Genomic DNA, 15,069 nt, shown 5'->3' with positions numbered 1-15,069 from the left:
ACACCGCCGCGGTCACAATGATTCGCTCGGCAAGCCTCGCTCATGACGCCGTCCTCGTCGGGGCCATCGCAGGCTCAACGCCCCTCCCGCGAACACCGCCGCGGTCACAATGATTCGCTCGGCAAGCCTCGCTCATGACGCCGTCCTCTCCCGTTCACGTCCGGTCGGGCGACCCGCGCCGGTCCGCCCATTGCCGGTCGCTGCGTGAGTACCCGACGCCCGCGACCTCAGACGGCCAGGCGCGCCAGGATGTCCGCGACCGACCCGGGCGCGACGGAGCGGTGGCCGGTCCCGGCCCAGAGGTGCATCCATTCCGGATCACCCACGGCGGCCGCCGCCCGGCGCAGGGGGCCGGTCAGGTGGTGCAGGGCCGGGTAGCCGGGCGGGGCCAGTTCGTCGAACCGGGCCATGAAGTCGTTGACCAGCCCGCGCGCCGGGCGGCCGGTGAAGGCACGGGTCATCCGGGTGGGACCGGTGCGCTCAGCGATCGCCCGCCGGTGCACCGCCGACGTCCCGGCCTCGTCCGCGAGCAGCAGTGCGGTGCCCACCGCCGCCGCGGTCGCGCCGGCGTGCACGAGCTCGGCGACATCGGTCGCGTCGGCCACTCCGCCGGCGGCGATCACCGGGAGTCGGGTGGCTGCGAACACCTCGCGGACCACATCGGTCAGCGGGGCCGGGACCGCGGCCGCGGCCGGGTCGAACACCGCCGAGTGCCCACCCGCGCCGGAACCCTGCACGATCAGCAGGTCGACGCCGACGTCCTGCGCCCAGCGGGCCTCCGGCACCGTCGTGACCGACTGGGCCACCGCAGTGCCGGCCCGGCGCAGGGCGCGGATCGCCTTCGTCGGCGGCAACCCGAAGGTGAAGCTGACCAGCGGAACCGGGTCGGAAAGCAGCAGGTCGAGCTTGTCGGGCCAGCCGTCGTCGTCCTCGACCGGCCGCGCCGGCAGCGTCGCCGCGAACCGGCCGGCGACCGGCGCCAGGGCGAGCGCGTACCCGGCGTAGGCCGCCGGGTCGACCGGGATCGGATTCGGGGCGAACAGATTGACTCCGAAAGTTTCTGTACCGGAACGCACCTCGCGGATCTGCTCGGCCAGCTGAGCCGCATCGCGGTACCCGCCGGCCAGCAACCCCAAGCTGCCGGCCGCGGCCGCGGCAGTGACCAATGCGGGCGTGGTCGGACCGCCGGCCATCGGGGCGGCCAGGACCGGGAGTGATATCGACAGGTCCGCGATCCGAGGCATCGACCGATCCAATCACGATGCGCCCGAGCGATGACTCGATCGACTCCCCTACGCCCCGTAAAGACCAATCAACTCTCAGTCGTTCATCACTCTGTGCTCACAGTTCCCCCCTTTGGGGCACCCCAATGCCTCTACGCTCGACGTCGATGGCACTTTCGTGTCGCAAGATCACACTCTGTGTGATCGGCCGGCCTTCCGGGGGGAAGCATGAGGATGACGCGTGGCCTGGTGGTCACCATGCTGGCGGTCATCCCCGTCATCGGGTTGTCCGCATGTGCGACCCCGACCGCCGGGACCGCCACACCGGCGGCCGCCGCCCTCACCGGGGCCGCGACCCGGGCGACCACGAGTTCGTCGCCTCCCCCACCGGCGGCGTATGTGCCGGCCGTCGTCGCCCCGTCAGCGACGGCGTCGCCGACCACCACGGCCGCATCGACGTCGGCGGTCGTCCTTGCCCCACCGGCCACCCCGGAACCACCCCCGGCCCCGGAGCCGGCGACCGAATCGGCCCCGCCGCCGGCCCCGGAACCCCTTCCCGAGCCCGCCCCGTGGACCGACGCTTCCGATGACGACATTCACGCCGAGGCGGCCGCGGCGGTCGCGGTGACGCAGCGATTCTGGGCCGAGTCGTTCGCCGGGCGGGTCAACGGTGACGGAACCCCGGAGGAGTGGTCGGCGCCCGAGCTGTGGAACGGCGACGGCTTCTACGATTCGGACGCCGGCTCGGTCGCCGACTGCGGGGACGGCAAGAACTACACCGGCAACGCCTTCTTCTGCGGCAACGCGACCAAGGGATCCGGGTTCCTGGCCTGGGACCTGCAGTTCTTCCACCAACACCTGGATCTCGGCCGGACCATGGTCTACATGGTCATCGCCCACGAGACCGGCCACGCGGTACAGGCCCGGCTCGTCCACGACGGTGTCGACGGTGCGCTGTTCGACGGCAGCAAGCGCTACGAACTGCAGGCGGACTGCTTCGGCGGGGCGAGCCTGGGCAGGGCCGTCCGGGACGGCTACCTGACCCTGCCGGCCGATGCCCAGGACGAGATGGTCCAGGTCGCGTCCGCTTTCGGCGGCGACCCGGCCGGCCACGGCAGCCCCGACCAGCGCAACGACTCCTTCCAGCGCGGGTTCGCCAGCGGCGACATGGGCACCTGCCTCGTTGATCCATCTTCCTGAGCCTGGCGACACATGTGCGGGGTGCCATCGACCGTGGTGGGCGGCTGAACGGTGGTTGCGCGCCCGAACGGTGTCCTGCGCAATGCGGGTTCAGCCGACTCTCGAACCGCCCGCCCGACGTCGAGGGCGACCGTCGACGGCATACTTCGGGTATGAGTGGCGGCGCGCCCAGCCGGACCCGAGTCGGCTTCGGGTTGGCCGCGGCCGCGGCACTGATGATCGCGATCGTGTTCCTGGTCCTCGGCGACGGCTCGGATGCGTCCGCGGACGGCTGGCGGGGTCCGGTTCTGGAATACGGACACGCGCTGACCTGGCTCCTGTTGGCCGCCGGGTTGGCCGTGGCGGCGGTCCGGCAGCGGTGGGGCCGGGCGTCATCAGCGCTGTGCGGGGCGGCCGGCATCGGCTACCTGATCTTCCTGACCGCACTGTTCACCGCGTGAGCCGCCGCGTCGCACGCTTGGACCACTCTGTCGGACCCCCCGAGCATGATGCCGGCATGACGAGCTTCACGATCACCCCGACCACCACGTACTCCCTGCGGGAGTCGGCCGAGTTCGGCTTCGGCGGGCGCGCGCCGGACGCCTTTGACGGCGTGATGCGGATGGCGTTCTGCCTGGACGGCGACACCGACCAGGTCGGGGTCGAGCTGCGCCAGGACGATACCGGGGTCGTGCACGGAAGGGTGCACGGTGGTTCCGCCGACCGGGTGGACGCCGTGAGAGCCCAGGTGGCCCGGGTGCTGTCGCTCGACCAGGACGGCACCGGCTTCGGCGACGTCGGCATCCGCGACCCGCTCATCGGCCGTCTGCAGCAGGCCGTGCCCGGGCTGCTGCCGCCGCTGTTCTACTCCCCCTACGAGGCGGCGATCTGGTCGGTGCTGTCGGCCCGCCGGCCGGCGAAGCAGATGGCCCAGGTGCGGACGCAGCTGTCCGAGCGGCACGGCCGGGTGTTCGAACTGGCCGGTCGGCGGGTGGCCGCGTTGCCGACCCCCGAGCAGCTGCTGCGGGTCACCGAGTTCCCCGGGCTGACCGACGAGAAGATCCACCGGATGCACGGCATCGCCCGCAAGGCGCTGACCGGCACGTTGGACGTCGACCGGCTGCGGCACATCGGACCGGAGGCGTGCGACGAGGACATGCGGCGGCTCAAAGGGATCGGGCCGTTCTACGCCTCCTTGATCACCATCCGAGCGGTCGGCTTCACCGATGTGCTGCCCGCCGACGAGCCGATGCTGCTGGAGCTGGTCGGCCTGCACTACCGGGTCGACGGCCCGGTCACCCGAGCGCAGTTCGAGGAAATCGCCGAACCCTGGCGGCCTTACCGCACGTGGGCGTCGGTGCTGATCCGGGCGGCGTCGTCGCGGATCGGAGTGGTCGGCGCCGGGCGGCGCGGCGGGTGACGGCCGGCGGCGCGTCGAGAGCCGGGGTGGACCTGGAGCCGACTAGAATCGCACGAATGTTCGAGTCAGGGTGGGACGCCGGGCTGGACGACGCGCAGCTGTCCGCGGTCGCGCACGGTGACGGGCCCCTGGTCGTGCTGGCCGGGGCCGGCACCGGCAAGACCCGCACGCTGACCGCGCGGGTGGCCAGCTTGCTCGACCGGGGCGTACCGGCGGAGCGGGTGCTGCTGTTGACGTTCACCCGCCGGGCCGCGGACGAGATGGTGGCCCGGGCAGCGGCGATGTGCACGCAGCCGGACGCCGGGCAGCGGCTACAGGGCGGCACCTTCCACGCCGTTGCCCACGGCATCATCGGCCGGCACACCGACGCGCTCGGCCTGCCGGCGGCGGTCAGCGTGCTCGACCGCGCCGACGCCACCGACGTGATGGACCTGCTGCGGCATGATCACGGCCTGGACGGCACCGATCGCCGATTTCCGCGCGCGGCCACCCTGGTCGACATCTACTCCCGGGCGGTCAACACCGGCACGCCCGCTCGCGCCCTGATCAAGACCGAGTTCGGCTGGGTGCAGCCGCATGTGGACGCGGTGATCAATCTGTTCCGGGCGTACGTGACGCGCAAGCGGGACCGCGGCCTGCTCGACTTCGACGACCTGCTGCTGGCCTGGCGGAGCCTGCTGGCCGACCCGGTCGTCGGGCCGCAGATCGCCGGACGCTGGGACCACGTGCTGGTCGACGAGTACCAGGACGTCAACGCCACCCAGGTCGACATCGTGCGCGCGCTGCGACCGGACGGGGCCGGGCTGACCGTGGTCGGCGACGACGCCCAGGCCATCTACGGCTTCCGCGGCTCCGACCACGCCCACCTGCGCGCGCTCATCCGGGATCTGCCGGGCGTGACCGTGGTCCGGCTGGAACGCAACTTCCGCTCCCATCAGCGGCTGCTCGACCTGGCCAACACCGTCCGGCCCGAGCCCGACGGGACGGCCCATCGGATCCGGCTGCACTCCGACCGCGCGGAGGGACGGGCGGCCCGGCTGGTCCGCTGCCACGACGCCCCCGCCGAGGCCCGGATCATCGTCGACACCGTGCTGGCCGACCATCAGGCCGGCCGCCGCCTGCGTGATCAGGCGGTGCTGATGCGGGCGGCCGCGCACAGCGACCTGCTCGAGGTCGAGCTGACCGCGCGTGGCGTCCCTTTCGTGAAGTACGGCGGCCTGAAGTTCCTGGAAGCCGCGCACGTCAAGGACTTCGTGGCCGCCGTCCGGCTGCTGGAGAACCCGCTGGACGAGGTCGCCTGGTACCGGCTGCTCCGGCTGCACGACGGCATCGGGCCGGCCCGGGCACGGTCGTTGCTCACCGTTCTGGCCGACCCGGAACACCCGGTCGACGACGACCGGCAGGCCGAGGCAGTCGCCGCCGCGCCCGCGATCAGCCGGGTGGCGCTGGCCTCATCGCTCAACCGGCTCTCGGACGCCCGGGCCGCGCGGCGGATCGGCGAGCGGGCCCGGGGCTGCCTGGAGCTGCTGCGCCCCCTGGTCACCGCCCGCTACCGGGACTGGTCCGCCCGGCTCGGCGACCTGGAGCGGCTGGTCGGCGCGGCCGACCAGTCCCCGGATCTGGCCGCGTTCGTCGCCGAGCTGACCCTCGACCCGCCGGCCTCCACCAGCGATCTGGCCGGACCGCCGAGCCAGGACGATGACTATCTCGTGCTGTCCACCGTGCACTCCGCCAAGGGGCTGGAGTGGCCGGTGGTGCACGCGCTGCACCTGGTCGACGGGTCGTTCCCGTCCGACATGGCGCTGGCCAAGGACGACGGTCTGGAAGAAGAGGCCCGGTTGTTCTACGTCGCGGTGACCCGGGCCGCCGACGAGCTGCACCTGTACGCACCGCTGCGCATGCCGCACCACCGGCACGCCCGCGACGACCGGCATTCGATGGCCCCGATCAGCCGGTTCCTCGACGACGCCGCCCTGGACGTCGTTGAGGTGGTCGACCTCACCCCGCCCCGGCCCGCCCCGGGCGCGGACCCGGCCGGCCTCCACGCGCGGACCGCCGCGCGGGTGAAACTGCCTGACCTGGCCGACCTCTGGGCCTGACCGGCACCGGCCGGTTCAGGTCCGGCCGGTGAGGCAATGTGGACGGTTCTGGCGAGGGAGGACGCGGCCGGATGCGCGGATGAGCGGATGCGCGGATGACACGGCTCAGCCGGCGCCGCGGCGCCGCACGTACGCCTCAACGGTGGTCTGCAGGACGGGGACGCCATCCGGACCGGCGAGCCGTCCCCGGGTCAGGATCATCGACCGGTCCGGGCGGGTCGTGGTGACCCGGTCGATCCACAGCGTCCCGGCCACCGTCAGACCCGGGGTCACCGGCGCGGGCAGCTCGGCGGTCACCCGCCGGCCGGCGATCACGGCCCAGTGCCGGTAGGCACCGAGCACCGCCAATCGCTGGTAGATCGCGATCGTGTGCACGCCGCTGGCGATGACCTCGCCGAAGAAGCCCTCCGCGGCCGCGGCCTCGTCGATGTGGAACACCTGCGGATCCCACTGCCGGGCGAACCCGAGGATCTCGTCCAGGCCGACCCGGTAGGTCCCGAGGTCGAACTCATCGCCCTCGGTCAGATCCTCGGCGTACAGCATCGTCCCACCCGTCCCGGCCCGGCCAGGGGCGGCCGGCCCGAGCCGACGATACCGCCCGGTCATCCCTCGCCGGCGGCAACTCCGACCCCGGATGCGGGGATGGGCCGGCCCCCGGGCGTCCCCGAATGGCGCAGCGGGGCGCGGGTAGCCTCACAGTCCGGACGAGGAATCTTCAACGGTGAAGGCGGCGCGCATGGCCATCCGGCAGCACAAGTACCTGCTCGACGAATCGGAAATGCCCACCAGCTGGTACAACATCATTCCTGATCTGCCGGCGCCGCCCCCGCCGCCGCTGCACCCGGGCACCCACGAACCGGTCGGCCCGGACGATCTGGCCCCGCTGTTTCCGATGGACCTGATCCTGCAGGAGGTCTCGACCGACCGGTACATCCCCATCCCGGACGAGGTGCAGGACGTCTACCGGCTCTGGCGGCCGTCACCCCTGTACCGGGCGCACCGGCTGGAGCAGGCGCTGGGGACCCCGGCGCGGATCTACTACAAGTACGAGGGCGTCTCCCCGGCCGGCTCGCACAAGCCCAACACCGCCGTGCCGCAGGTCTACTACAACGCCAAGGCCGGGGTGCGGAAGCTGACCACGGAGACCGGTGCCGGGCAATGGGGCACCGCGCTGGCGTTCGCCTGCTCACTGTTCGACGTCGAGTGCGAGGTCTGGCAGGTCGGCGCGTCCTACGACGCCAAGCCGTACCGGCGCACCGTGATCGAGACGTTCGGCGGCACCGTCCACCGGTCGCCGTCCCGGCTGACCGGGGCCGGGCGCGCGTTCCCGGAGGGCCACCCGGGTTCGTTGGGCATCGCGATCTCCGAGGCGGTAGAAAAGGCTGCGGGAGCCTCCGATACCAAGTACGCGCTCGGGTCCGTGCTCAACCACGTGCTGCTGCACCAGACGGTGATCGGGGAGGAAGCGCTGCTGCAACTGGCCAAGGCGGGCGAGACCGGTGCCGACCTGGTGATCGGTTGCACCGGTGGTGGTTCCAACTTCGGCGGGCTGGCCTTCCCGTTCATCCGGGAGAAGCTGGCCGGGCGGCAGAACCCGGTGATCCGGGCCGTTGAACCGGCGTCGTGCCCGTCGCTGACCCGCGGCGAATACCGCTACGACTTCGGCGACACCGCCGGCTTCACCCCGCTGATGAAGATGCACACCCTGGGTCACGACTTCGTGCCCGACCCGATCCACGCCGGCGGTCTGCGGTATCACGGGATGGCCCCACTGATCTCGCACATCTACGAGCTCGGGCTGATGGAGGCCATGGCCGTGGAGCAGACCGAGTGCTTCACCGCGGCGATCCGGTTCGCCCGGACCGAGGGTATCGTGCCGGCCCCGGAGCCGACCCACGCGCTGGCCGCCACTATCCGAGAGGCGCTGGCCTGCAAGGAGTCCGGCGAGGAGAAGGTCATCGTCACCGCCCTGTGCGGGCACGGCCTGCTCGATCTGGCCGCCTACGACGCCTTCCTCAACGACCGGATGATCGACTCGGGTCTGTCCGACGCCGACCTGGCGGCGGCCCTGGCCACGGTGCCCGTGCTGACGTGAGCGGGCCCGGCATGAGCGAGCCCGGGGTGCGCGAGAGCGGCGTGAGCGAGCCCGGCGCCGGCTCGATCGAGGCGGATGCGACCGCACAGGCCCGGGCGATCGCCCGGGCCTTGCAGCTGGAGCCGCTGCCGTTGGAGGGCGGGCTGTTTCGCCGGACCTTCACCGGCGGCGGGGCCACCGCGATCCTGTTCATGCTGATCGGCGACGACTTCTCGGCGCTGCACCGGCTCACCGGCGACGAGGTGTACTTCCACCACGGCGGCGCCCCGCTGCGGATGCTGCTGGTCGAGCCGGATGGCACCCACCACGAGGTGCTGGTCGGCTCGGACGTGGCCGCGGGCGAACAGCCCCAGCTGCACGTCCCCGCGCTCTGGTGGCAGGGCTCGTCCGCCGCCGGGTCGTGGAGCCTGGTCTCGACGGTGGTCTCGCCCGGCTTCGACTGGCACGGCTTTACTCTCGGCGACCGGACCAAGCTGACCGCGCTCGCCCCGGCCGCCGCCGGGCGAATCGTCGAGCTCACCCGGACCGACCCGTCGGGTTGATCCTCCGCGGACGCCGATGGCCGGGTCCGCGGTGTCCGCGAACCCGGCCAGCACGAGTGGTCAGCGCTTGATCAGGGCGTCCACCGCATAGCGCCCACCGCCGGTCAACGCCAGCGCCACCCCGACGGCGGCCAGCAGCAGCACGAACTCGTAGCCGCCGGCGGTGGCCAGGAACCCGTTGGCGGCGTGCACGAACACGATGGCGCCGGCCATGGCGGCGGCGAACAGCGCGCCGACGATCCGAGTGCCGAGGCCGGCGATCAGCAGCAGGCCACCGACGAGCTCGATGGTGGCCACCGCGGTCGCGCTGACGCCGGCCAGCGGGATCCCCATCGAGCCGAAGAACGCGCTGACACCGGCGATGCCGTCGACGAAGAACTTCTGCCAGCCGTGCACGATCATGATGATGCCGGTGACGATGCGCAGCACCAGCAGTCCGGCGGCCGTGGTCGCGGCGCCGCGGGTCGAGGTGGCGACGGGTGCGGACGTGGTCGAGGTAACCATGTTTGCTCCTTGAAGGGTGGGACGCGACCGCCGTTGGTCGTCGCTATGCATACTTGAACGTTCATGAGTCTCCTGCCTGTGCGCCCGCGGTGCAACCGCCGAGCGCAATCAGTGACCCTTCTCGCACCGACAGTGATCGGCCCCACGTCCCGCCCGACCGCGCATCTCCCCGCAACCACGCCCACCCTTCCCGCGCGGATCAACTACGCCCGCGCGGATCAACTGACTCCGTGCGGGACTGGCGGGACGGAAGTCAACGACTTCATCCGCGCGGTCATCCACACCGCCCGCCGCCCCAGTTCATATCGCTCCCTTGACGCTCGTCACTCTGGCGCGATATGTTCGGCAACAGGAGGCGACACCATGACGACGGCGCAACACAACATCCGACCGCTCGAGGACGGCATCGAACGGGACCTGACCGGCCTGAACTACGGCAGCTACCTGCACCTGGACGAGTTGCTACACGCCCAGCAGCCCGTGTCGGATCATCACGACGAGATGCTGTTCATCGTCGTGCACCACGTCACCGAGCTGTGGATCAAGCTCGTCGTCCACGAGATCCGTTCCGCCATCTCACTTCTGCAGCAGGACGAACTCGGTCCGGCCCTCAAGCGGCTGGCCCGGGTCAAGCACGTGCAGCGGCAGATGATCGAGCAGTGGGCGGTGCTGGCCACCCTGACCCCGTCCGAGTACGCCCAGTTCCGCGGGCTGCTGGGCAAGTCGTCGGGCTTCCAGTCCGCGCAGTACCGGACCCTGGAATTCCTGCTGGGCAACAAGAACCCGGCGATGATCGCGGTGTTCCGGCACGATCCGGAGACGGCCGCGCAGCTGGAGCGGGACCTGCATGCGCCCAGCCTGTACGACGAGTTCCTGGCCTACCTGAGCCGCCGCGGCTACCCGATCCCGCCCCGGCTGCTGGAGCGGGATTTCGCGCAGCCGCACACCCTCGACGAGGAGCTCGTCCGGATCTTCATCGGCGTCTACGCCGACCCCGAACCGCAGTGGGACGTGTACGAGACCTGCGAGGAGCTCGTCGACATCGAGGACACCTTCCAGACCTGGCGGTTCCGCCACCTGAAGACCGTCGAACGCATCATCGGTTACAAACGCGGCACCGGCGGCTCGTCCGGCGTCTCCTTCCTGTCCCGTGCGCTGTCCCTCACCTTCTTCCCCGAACTGTTCGCCGTCCGGACCGGGATCGGCGCCGCCGACGTCAAGGACCTGCCATGACCACCACCGACACGACCGCACCGACCCGGGCCGACGCGCAGGCCCTGGATGCCGCCGACCCGCTGGCCACGTTCCGCGAGCGGTACCTGCCGATGGACGCCGACGTCGTGGCCTACCTCGACGGCAACTCGCTGGGCCGCCCGCTCACGTCGATCGCGGAGAGCTGGCAGTCGTTCACCGCGCAGCAGTGGGCCGGGCGGCTGATCCGCGGCTGGTCCGAGGGCTGGATGGACCTGCCCGAGCGGGTCGGTGACGAGCTGGCCGCCGCCGCGCTGGGCGCCGCCCCGGGCACGACAATCATCGCCGACTCCACCACGGTCAACTTCTACAAGGCGATGCGGGCCGCACTGAATCTACGGCCCGGCCGCCGGAAGGTCGTCCTGGACCGGCACAACTTCCCCACCAACCGGTACGTCGTCGAATCCCTCGCTCGCGATCTGGACCTCGAGCTGGTCTGGCTGGACCCGCCCATCGAGGGCGGCGTCACCCCCGACGACGTCGCCGCGGCCATCGACGAGCAGACCGCCGTCGTCACGCTGAGCCAGATCGCCTACCAGTCGGCGTATCTGGCCGATGCCCCGGCCATCACCCGGATCGCGCACGAGGCCGGCGCGCTGGTCGTCTGGGACCTGTGCCACTCTGTCGGTTCTACCGAGATCGAGCTCGACGCCTGGGATGTCGACTTCGCGGTCGGCTGCACCTACAAGTTCGTCGGCGCCGGTCCGGGGGCGCCAGCGCTGCTGTACGCGAACCGGCGGCACCACGACCGCCTGGACCAGCCGATCTGGGGCTGGCTGGGCCGGCGCGACTCGTTCGAGATGGAACAGGGTTTCCTACCGGCCGCCGGCATCCGCGCGATGATGTCGGGCACTCCCCCACTGCTCGGGCTGCTCGGAGTCCGCGAAGGCGCGGCCGTCATCGCCGAGGCCGGCATCGGTGCCATCCGGGCCAAGGCGATCGCGCTGACCGAGCTGACCACCGCGTACGCCCGGGAAAACCTTGTTCCGCTCGGCTTTTCGATCGCGAGCCCGCTGGACCCGGCTCGCCGCGGCGGGCACGTCACCATCGCCCGGGCCGACGCCCGCGAACTCTCGGCGCGGCTGATCGACGCCGGGGTGCTGATCGACTTTCGGGCCCCGCACGGGATCCGGATCGGTCTGTCCCCGCTGCCCACCTCGTTCACCGAGGTCTGGGACGCGTTGGACGTCATCCGTCGGCTGTCCTGACGGAGCGCGGGATGACGGGACCGACCGGTTCGGCCGTGCTGCCCCCGGACCGGCAGGGCAGTCCCGGATCGCTCATCGTGTCCTTCGCCGGGTCGTATCTTCGCCAGTTGGGCGGGGAGATCGCCGTCGCCGACCTGATCGAGTGCCTGGGCGTCGCCGGAATCAGCGAGCCGGCCGCCCGGCAGGCCCTGAGCCGGTTGAAGTCTCGCGGCTTCCTCGCGCCGGCGCGGGTCGGTGGGCGGGCCGGCTACCGCCTGACGGACGCGGGACTGACCGATCTGCGCAGCGGCGACCGCCGGATCTTCCACCGGCCGGCGGCCCGGGAGCACGACGGATGGGTGCTCGCCGTCTTCTCGGTGCCGGAATCGGAACGGGCGCAACGGCACCGGCTGCGCAGCGAGTTGAGCTGGCTCGGCTTCGGCACGGTCGCCGCCGGCGTCTGGGCGGCGCCCCGGCCGCTGGCCGAGCCGACCCGGGCCGTCCTGACCGCCGCCGACCTCGACCGGTACGTCACCTGGTTCGAGGCCCGCCACCTGAGCCCGGTCGACGTCGGGCAGTGGTGGGACCTGGCGGCGCTGCGGCACTCCTACGACCGGTTCCTGACCGCACACCGGGCCGACCTCGCCACCACCGATCTGACCGACGAGGCAGCGTTCGCGACCTACCTGCGGGCAATCGACGCCTGGCGGGTGTTCCCGCGGATCGACCCGGGGCTGCCCCCGGCGCTGCTCCCCGCCGACTGGCCGGCGGCCGACGCCTGGACGACCTTCTCCGGCCTGCACGACCGCTGGGCCGACCGCGGCCTGGCCTATGTCCGGGGCGTCGTCGCCGGCGCCGCTGGACCGGGCTCGAGCTGACCGGAACGCCCTCCCCCGTCAAAGTTGATCATGGCAATCTCTGCTGTCGCGCCGGCGTGTCGGCGGCGTGTCGCGCAGAGTTCGCCATGATCAACTCCACGGTGGGGGTGGAGTGGCTATGCCCTCGCCTGCAGAACGACCACCGCGATGATCACCACCACCAGGGCGGCGACCACCCAGATGGCCGCGATGACCCAGCGATCCGCACCGCCGAGGGTCGGGGTGATGTTCGCCAACGACTGCGGGGCGATGCAGGCCAGGGTCGGGTCATCGGGATCGTGGTAGACGTCGACCAGGCTGCCGACCCGCGGCGTGCCGGCGGCTCGGATCCGGGAGGTGAAGGTGATCTCCCGCCCGTCGACGGTCCGGTAGGTGATCACCGGCCGCCGAACCCGCTGCACCGAGCCATCCCTTGCCTTTCCGCGACGGCCGAGCGACTGCTCGTCGACGACCACCCCGCGCGCCGGCAACCACCCCGACGGCACCTGCGGGATCGACCGGGATCGCTTCGAATACCGCACCTGGCGGGTGCCGAAGAACGCGGCGAGGACGATGGGGACCGCCGCCAACAGCAGGCTCAGCCAGTCGGGCACCCGCTGATGATGTCAAGAAATGTGCGTACGGTGGGCGGCATGCGGGTCGTCATCGCGGGTGGACACGGCAAGATCGGGTTGCGGCTGGCCAGGCTGCTCGGCGAGCGGGAGGAACATGCGATCGCGCTGGTCCGCTCCGCGGAGCAGGAGGCCGACGTCGTCGCACTGGGCGCACATCCGGTGGTGTTCGACCTGGAGGCGAGTTCGGCCCAGGATCTGTCCACGATTCTCCAGGATGCGGATGCGGTGGTGTTCGCCGCCGGTGCCGGCCCGGGCAGCAGCGCCGCCCGCAAGGACACAGTGGACCGCGGCGCGGCCGTGCTGCTGGCCCAGGCGTGCGAGCTTGCCGGCGTCCGGCGGTATGTCATGGTCTCGTCGATGGGGGCCGACTCCGGCGCCGCCGGCCTTCCGGATGGTGCGGACGAGGTCTTCGCCGCCTACCTGGACGCCAAGAAGGCCGCCGACGACGATCTGCGCACCCGCGACCTGGACTGGACGATCCTGCGGCCGGGCGCGCTGACAATGGCCTCCGGCACCGGGCACGTGAAGCTGGCCGCGACGACCGGCCGGGGCGAGATCCCCCGGGAGGACGTCGCCGCCGTGCTGTTGGCGCTGCTCGACGAACCACGCACCGCCGGGCTCACCCTCGAACTGATCGGCGGCGACACCCCGATCGCTGACGCCGTCGCCGCCGCGCTGCCCTGACCGCGACCCGACTCGCGACCCCGCCGACCGACCCGGCTCGACTAGCGACCCACCACCCGGCCGACCAACGCGGCTCGAGTCGCGACCCACCACCGGCCGACCGACCGGGCTCCGCTCGCGACCCACCACCGGCCGACCGACCGGCTCCGCTCGCGACCCGCGCGGATCAACTACCCCGGCGCGGATGAACCCGTCGACTTCCGTCCCACGGGTCACATTCGGCGTCACTTCACCCGCGCGACACCCTGGCGGCACGGGTCCGGCGGCACGGGCCCGGCCGACAGCACGCCGGCGGCACACGGTCGGGCCGATGGGTACCGTGACCGGGTGGCCCGCTCCAGCGACACCGGCGACCCGATCGAGCTGACGGTCGGCGAGCGCAAGATCCGCGTGACCAATCCGCAGCGGGTGTACTTCCCGCAGACCGGGGCGACCAAGCTCGACCTGGCCAACTATTACCTGTCGGTGGGCGACGGGATCGTCAACGCGCTGCGGGAACGACCGTGCATGATGCACCGCTTTCCCGAAGGCCTGGCCGGCGACAAGGTGCACCAGAAGCGGCTCCCGCGGGGCGCGCCGGACTGGGTGCAGACCGTCCGGGTCTTCTTCCCGCGGTACAAACGCACCGCCGACGAGCTGTGCGTCACCGAGCTGGGCAGCGTCATCTGGGCCGTGCAGATGTCCACCGTCGAGTTCCATCCGTGGAATTCCCGGCGGGCCGACACCGAGAAGCCGGACGAGTGGCGGATCGATCTGGATCCGATGCCGGACTGCGACTTCGGCCGAGTGCGGCGCGTCGCCCACGTCGCGCACGAGGTCCTCGACGAGCTCGGTGCGGTCGGCTGGCCCAAGACGTCCGGCGGCCGCGGGCTGCACATCTATGTCCGCATTCCGCCGCTCTGGGGGTTTGCCGACGTGCGCCGCGCGGCGCTGGCTTTCGCCCGGGAGGTGGAACGTCGGGCCCCGGCGGACGTGACCACCGCCTGGTGGCGCAAGGACCGGGACCCGGCCATGCTCTTCGTCGACTACAACCAGAACGCCCGCGACCACACCATCGCCAGCGCCTATTCGGTGCGGGGAACGCCGCGCGGCACGGTCTCCACGCCGGTGCACTGGGACGAGATCGACGACGTGCGGCCCGACGACTTCACCATCGCCACCGTGCCGGCCCGGTACGCCGAGCTCGGCGACCTGCACGCCGGCATCGACGACGCCCCGTTCGACATCTCCCCGTTGCTGGACTGGGCGGATCGGGACGAGCGGCAGGGCGCCGCCGATCCGGGCGAGCCGGACGCCGTCGACCTCGACGGCTGACCCGGTCCGTCCCGGGTGTGCACAACCGCGCGGATCAACTCACGCCTTTTGGGACGGGTGGGACGTACGTCAACGAGTT

15 protein-coding genes are annotated in these 15,069 nt (G+C 71.6%); 11 read left to right on the top strand and 4 right to left on the bottom strand.

The window, feature by feature from the left end:
• Nucleotides 1-227 precede the first annotated feature (227 nt).
• Nucleotides 228-1,244: a nitronate monooxygenase gene (locus tag ACILSK_RS15235; RefSeq protein WP_395728019.1), complete on the bottom strand. Its 1,017-nt coding sequence runs from the start codon at nt 1,242-1,244 to the stop codon at nt 228-230.
• 213 nt (nt 1,245-1,457) lie between these two features.
• On the opposite strand from ACILSK_RS15235, the gene ACILSK_RS15230 reads away from it, so the two are divergent.
• The 4 genes from ACILSK_RS15230 to ACILSK_RS15215 all read left to right on the top strand — a co-directional run bounded on the left by ACILSK_RS15230 (nt 1,458) and on the right by ACILSK_RS15215 (nt 5,921).
• Nucleotides 1,458-2,423, top strand: coding sequence for a neutral zinc metallopeptidase (locus ACILSK_RS15230; RefSeq protein WP_395728018.1), 966 nt, complete (start codon nt 1,458-1,460; stop codon nt 2,421-2,423).
• Between the two features lie 152 nt (nt 2,424-2,575).
• Nucleotides 2,576-2,863, top strand: coding sequence for a hypothetical protein (locus tag ACILSK_RS15225; protein WP_395728017.1), 288 nt, complete (start codon nt 2,576-2,578; stop codon nt 2,861-2,863).
• A gap of 56 nt (nt 2,864-2,919) precedes the next feature.
• Nucleotides 2,920-3,822, top strand: a complete 903-nt coding sequence (locus tag ACILSK_RS15220; protein WP_395728016.1) for a DNA-3-methyladenine glycosylase family protein — start codon at nt 2,920-2,922, stop codon at nt 3,820-3,822.
• A 56-nt stretch (nt 3,823-3,878) separates the two neighbouring features.
• Nucleotides 3,879-5,921 (top strand): ATP-dependent helicase, encoded by a 2,043-nt coding sequence (locus ACILSK_RS15215; RefSeq protein ID WP_395728015.1) that lies wholly within the window; start codon nt 3,879-3,881, stop codon nt 5,919-5,921.
• 105 nt (nt 5,922-6,026) lie between these two features.
• Here ACILSK_RS15215 and ACILSK_RS15210 read toward each other — a convergent pair whose 3' ends face one another.
• Nucleotides 6,027-6,464: a MaoC/PaaZ C-terminal domain-containing protein gene (locus ACILSK_RS15210; RefSeq protein WP_395728014.1), complete on the bottom strand. Its 438-nt coding sequence runs from the start codon at nt 6,462-6,464 to the stop codon at nt 6,027-6,029.
• A 193-nt stretch (nt 6,465-6,657) separates the two neighbouring features.
• On the opposite strand from ACILSK_RS15210, the gene ACILSK_RS15205 reads away from it, so the two are divergent.
• Both ACILSK_RS15205 and ACILSK_RS15200 read left to right on the top strand, forming a co-directional pair.
• Complete coding sequence (locus ACILSK_RS15205; protein ID WP_395728013.1) at nt 6,658-8,016, top strand: TrpB-like pyridoxal phosphate-dependent enzyme; 1,359 nt, start codon at nt 6,658-6,660, stop codon at nt 8,014-8,016.
• A gap of 11 nt (nt 8,017-8,027) precedes the next feature.
• Nucleotides 8,028-8,558, top strand: coding sequence for a cupin domain-containing protein (locus ACILSK_RS15200; RefSeq protein ID WP_395728012.1), 531 nt, complete (start codon nt 8,028-8,030; stop codon nt 8,556-8,558).
• Between the two features lie 60 nt (nt 8,559-8,618).
• Here ACILSK_RS15200 and ACILSK_RS15195 read toward each other — a convergent pair whose 3' ends face one another.
• On the bottom strand, nt 8,619-9,062 hold the full coding sequence (locus ACILSK_RS15195; RefSeq protein WP_395728011.1) for a DoxX family protein: 444 nt from the start codon (nt 9,060-9,062) through the stop codon (nt 8,619-8,621).
• 363 nt (nt 9,063-9,425) lie between these two features.
• Here ACILSK_RS15195 and kynA point away from each other — a divergent pair, with 363 nt between their 5' ends.
• Genes kynA through ACILSK_RS15180 form a run of 3 tightly spaced genes read left to right on the top strand, consistent with a single transcriptional unit; the run spans nt 9,426 to nt 12,378 of the window.
• Nucleotides 9,426-10,295 (top strand): tryptophan 2,3-dioxygenase, encoded by an 870-nt coding sequence (gene kynA / locus ACILSK_RS15190; RefSeq protein WP_395728010.1) that lies wholly within the window; start codon nt 9,426-9,428, stop codon nt 10,293-10,295.
• Nucleotides 10,292-11,521, top strand: a complete 1,230-nt coding sequence (locus ACILSK_RS15185) for a kynureninase (RefSeq protein ID WP_395728009.1) — start codon at nt 10,292-10,294, stop codon at nt 11,519-11,521. Before kynA ends, ACILSK_RS15185 begins: the two co-directional genes overlap by 4 nt.
• Nucleotides 11,522-11,532: 11 nt before the next feature.
• Nucleotides 11,533-12,378 carry a PaaX family transcriptional regulator C-terminal domain-containing protein gene (locus tag ACILSK_RS15180; RefSeq protein WP_395728008.1) on the top strand — a complete coding sequence of 282 codons (846 nt, stop codon included), beginning with the start codon at nt 11,533-11,535 and terminating at the stop codon, nt 12,376-12,378.
• Nucleotides 12,379-12,494: 116 nt separating this feature from the next.
• Here ACILSK_RS15180 and ACILSK_RS15175 read toward each other — a convergent pair whose 3' ends face one another.
• Complete coding sequence (locus ACILSK_RS15175; protein WP_395728007.1) at nt 12,495-12,971, bottom strand: DUF3592 domain-containing protein; 477 nt, start codon at nt 12,969-12,971, stop codon at nt 12,495-12,497.
• A 39-nt stretch (nt 12,972-13,010) separates the two neighbouring features.
• Here ACILSK_RS15175 and ACILSK_RS15170 point away from each other — a divergent pair, with 39 nt between their 5' ends.
• Nucleotides 13,011-13,676: an SDR family oxidoreductase gene (locus ACILSK_RS15170; RefSeq protein WP_395728006.1), complete on the top strand. Its 666-nt coding sequence runs from the start codon at nt 13,011-13,013 to the stop codon at nt 13,674-13,676.
• 327 nt (nt 13,677-14,003) lie between these two features.
• Entirely contained in the window at nt 14,004-14,990 is a 987-nt protein-coding gene (gene ligD / locus ACILSK_RS15165) for a non-homologous end-joining DNA ligase (protein WP_395728005.1), read from the top strand.
• Nucleotides 14,991-15,069 lie beyond the last annotated feature (79 nt).

The organism is Nakamurella sp. (assembly GCF_044224575.1).
In the GTDB taxonomy this organism is placed as follows: domain Bacteria; phylum Actinomycetota; class Actinomycetes; order Mycobacteriales; family Nakamurellaceae; genus Nakamurella.
Note: the sequence above shows the minus strand (reverse complement) of the source record. Positions and strands in the feature narration are given on the sequence as shown.

Excerpts from the sequence above, each read along its gene's own strand:
- ACILSK_RS15195 (WP_395728011.1), bottom strand. The coding sequence starts at position 9,062 with ATGGTTACCTCGACCACGTCCGCACCCGTCGCCACCTCGACCCGCGGC.
- ACILSK_RS15220 (WP_395728016.1), top strand. The coding sequence starts at position 2,920 with ATGACGAGCTTCACGATCACCCCGACCACCACGTACTCCCTGCGGGAG.
- ACILSK_RS15170 (WP_395728006.1), top strand. The coding sequence starts at position 13,011 with ATGCGGGTCGTCATCGCGGGTGGACACGGCAAGATCGGGTTGCGGCTG.
- ACILSK_RS15200 (WP_395728012.1), top strand. The coding sequence starts at position 8,028 with ATGAGCGAGCCCGGGGTGCGCGAGAGCGGCGTGAGCGAGCCCGGCGCC.
- ACILSK_RS15180 (WP_395728008.1), top strand. The coding sequence starts at position 11,533 with ATGACGGGACCGACCGGTTCGGCCGTGCTGCCCCCGGACCGGCAGGGC.
- ACILSK_RS15235 (WP_395728019.1), bottom strand. The coding sequence starts at position 1,244 with ATGCCTCGGATCGCGGACCTGTCGATATCACTCCCGGTCCTGGCCGCC.
- kynA (WP_395728010.1), top strand. The coding sequence starts at position 9,426 with ATGACGACGGCGCAACACAACATCCGACCGCTCGAGGACGGCATCGAA.
- ACILSK_RS15210 (WP_395728014.1), bottom strand. The coding sequence starts at position 6,464 with ATGCTGTACGCCGAGGATCTGACCGAGGGCGATGAGTTCGACCTCGGG.
- ACILSK_RS15205 (WP_395728013.1), top strand. The coding sequence starts at position 6,658 with ATGGCCATCCGGCAGCACAAGTACCTGCTCGACGAATCGGAAATGCCC.
- ACILSK_RS15215 (WP_395728015.1), top strand. The coding sequence starts at position 3,879 with ATGTTCGAGTCAGGGTGGGACGCCGGGCTGGACGACGCGCAGCTGTCC.
- ACILSK_RS15230 (WP_395728018.1), top strand. The coding sequence starts at position 1,458 with ATGACGCGTGGCCTGGTGGTCACCATGCTGGCGGTCATCCCCGTCATC.
- ACILSK_RS15185 (WP_395728009.1), top strand. The coding sequence starts at position 10,292 with ATGACCACCACCGACACGACCGCACCGACCCGGGCCGACGCGCAGGCC.
- ACILSK_RS15225 (WP_395728017.1), top strand. The coding sequence starts at position 2,576 with ATGAGTGGCGGCGCGCCCAGCCGGACCCGAGTCGGCTTCGGGTTGGCC.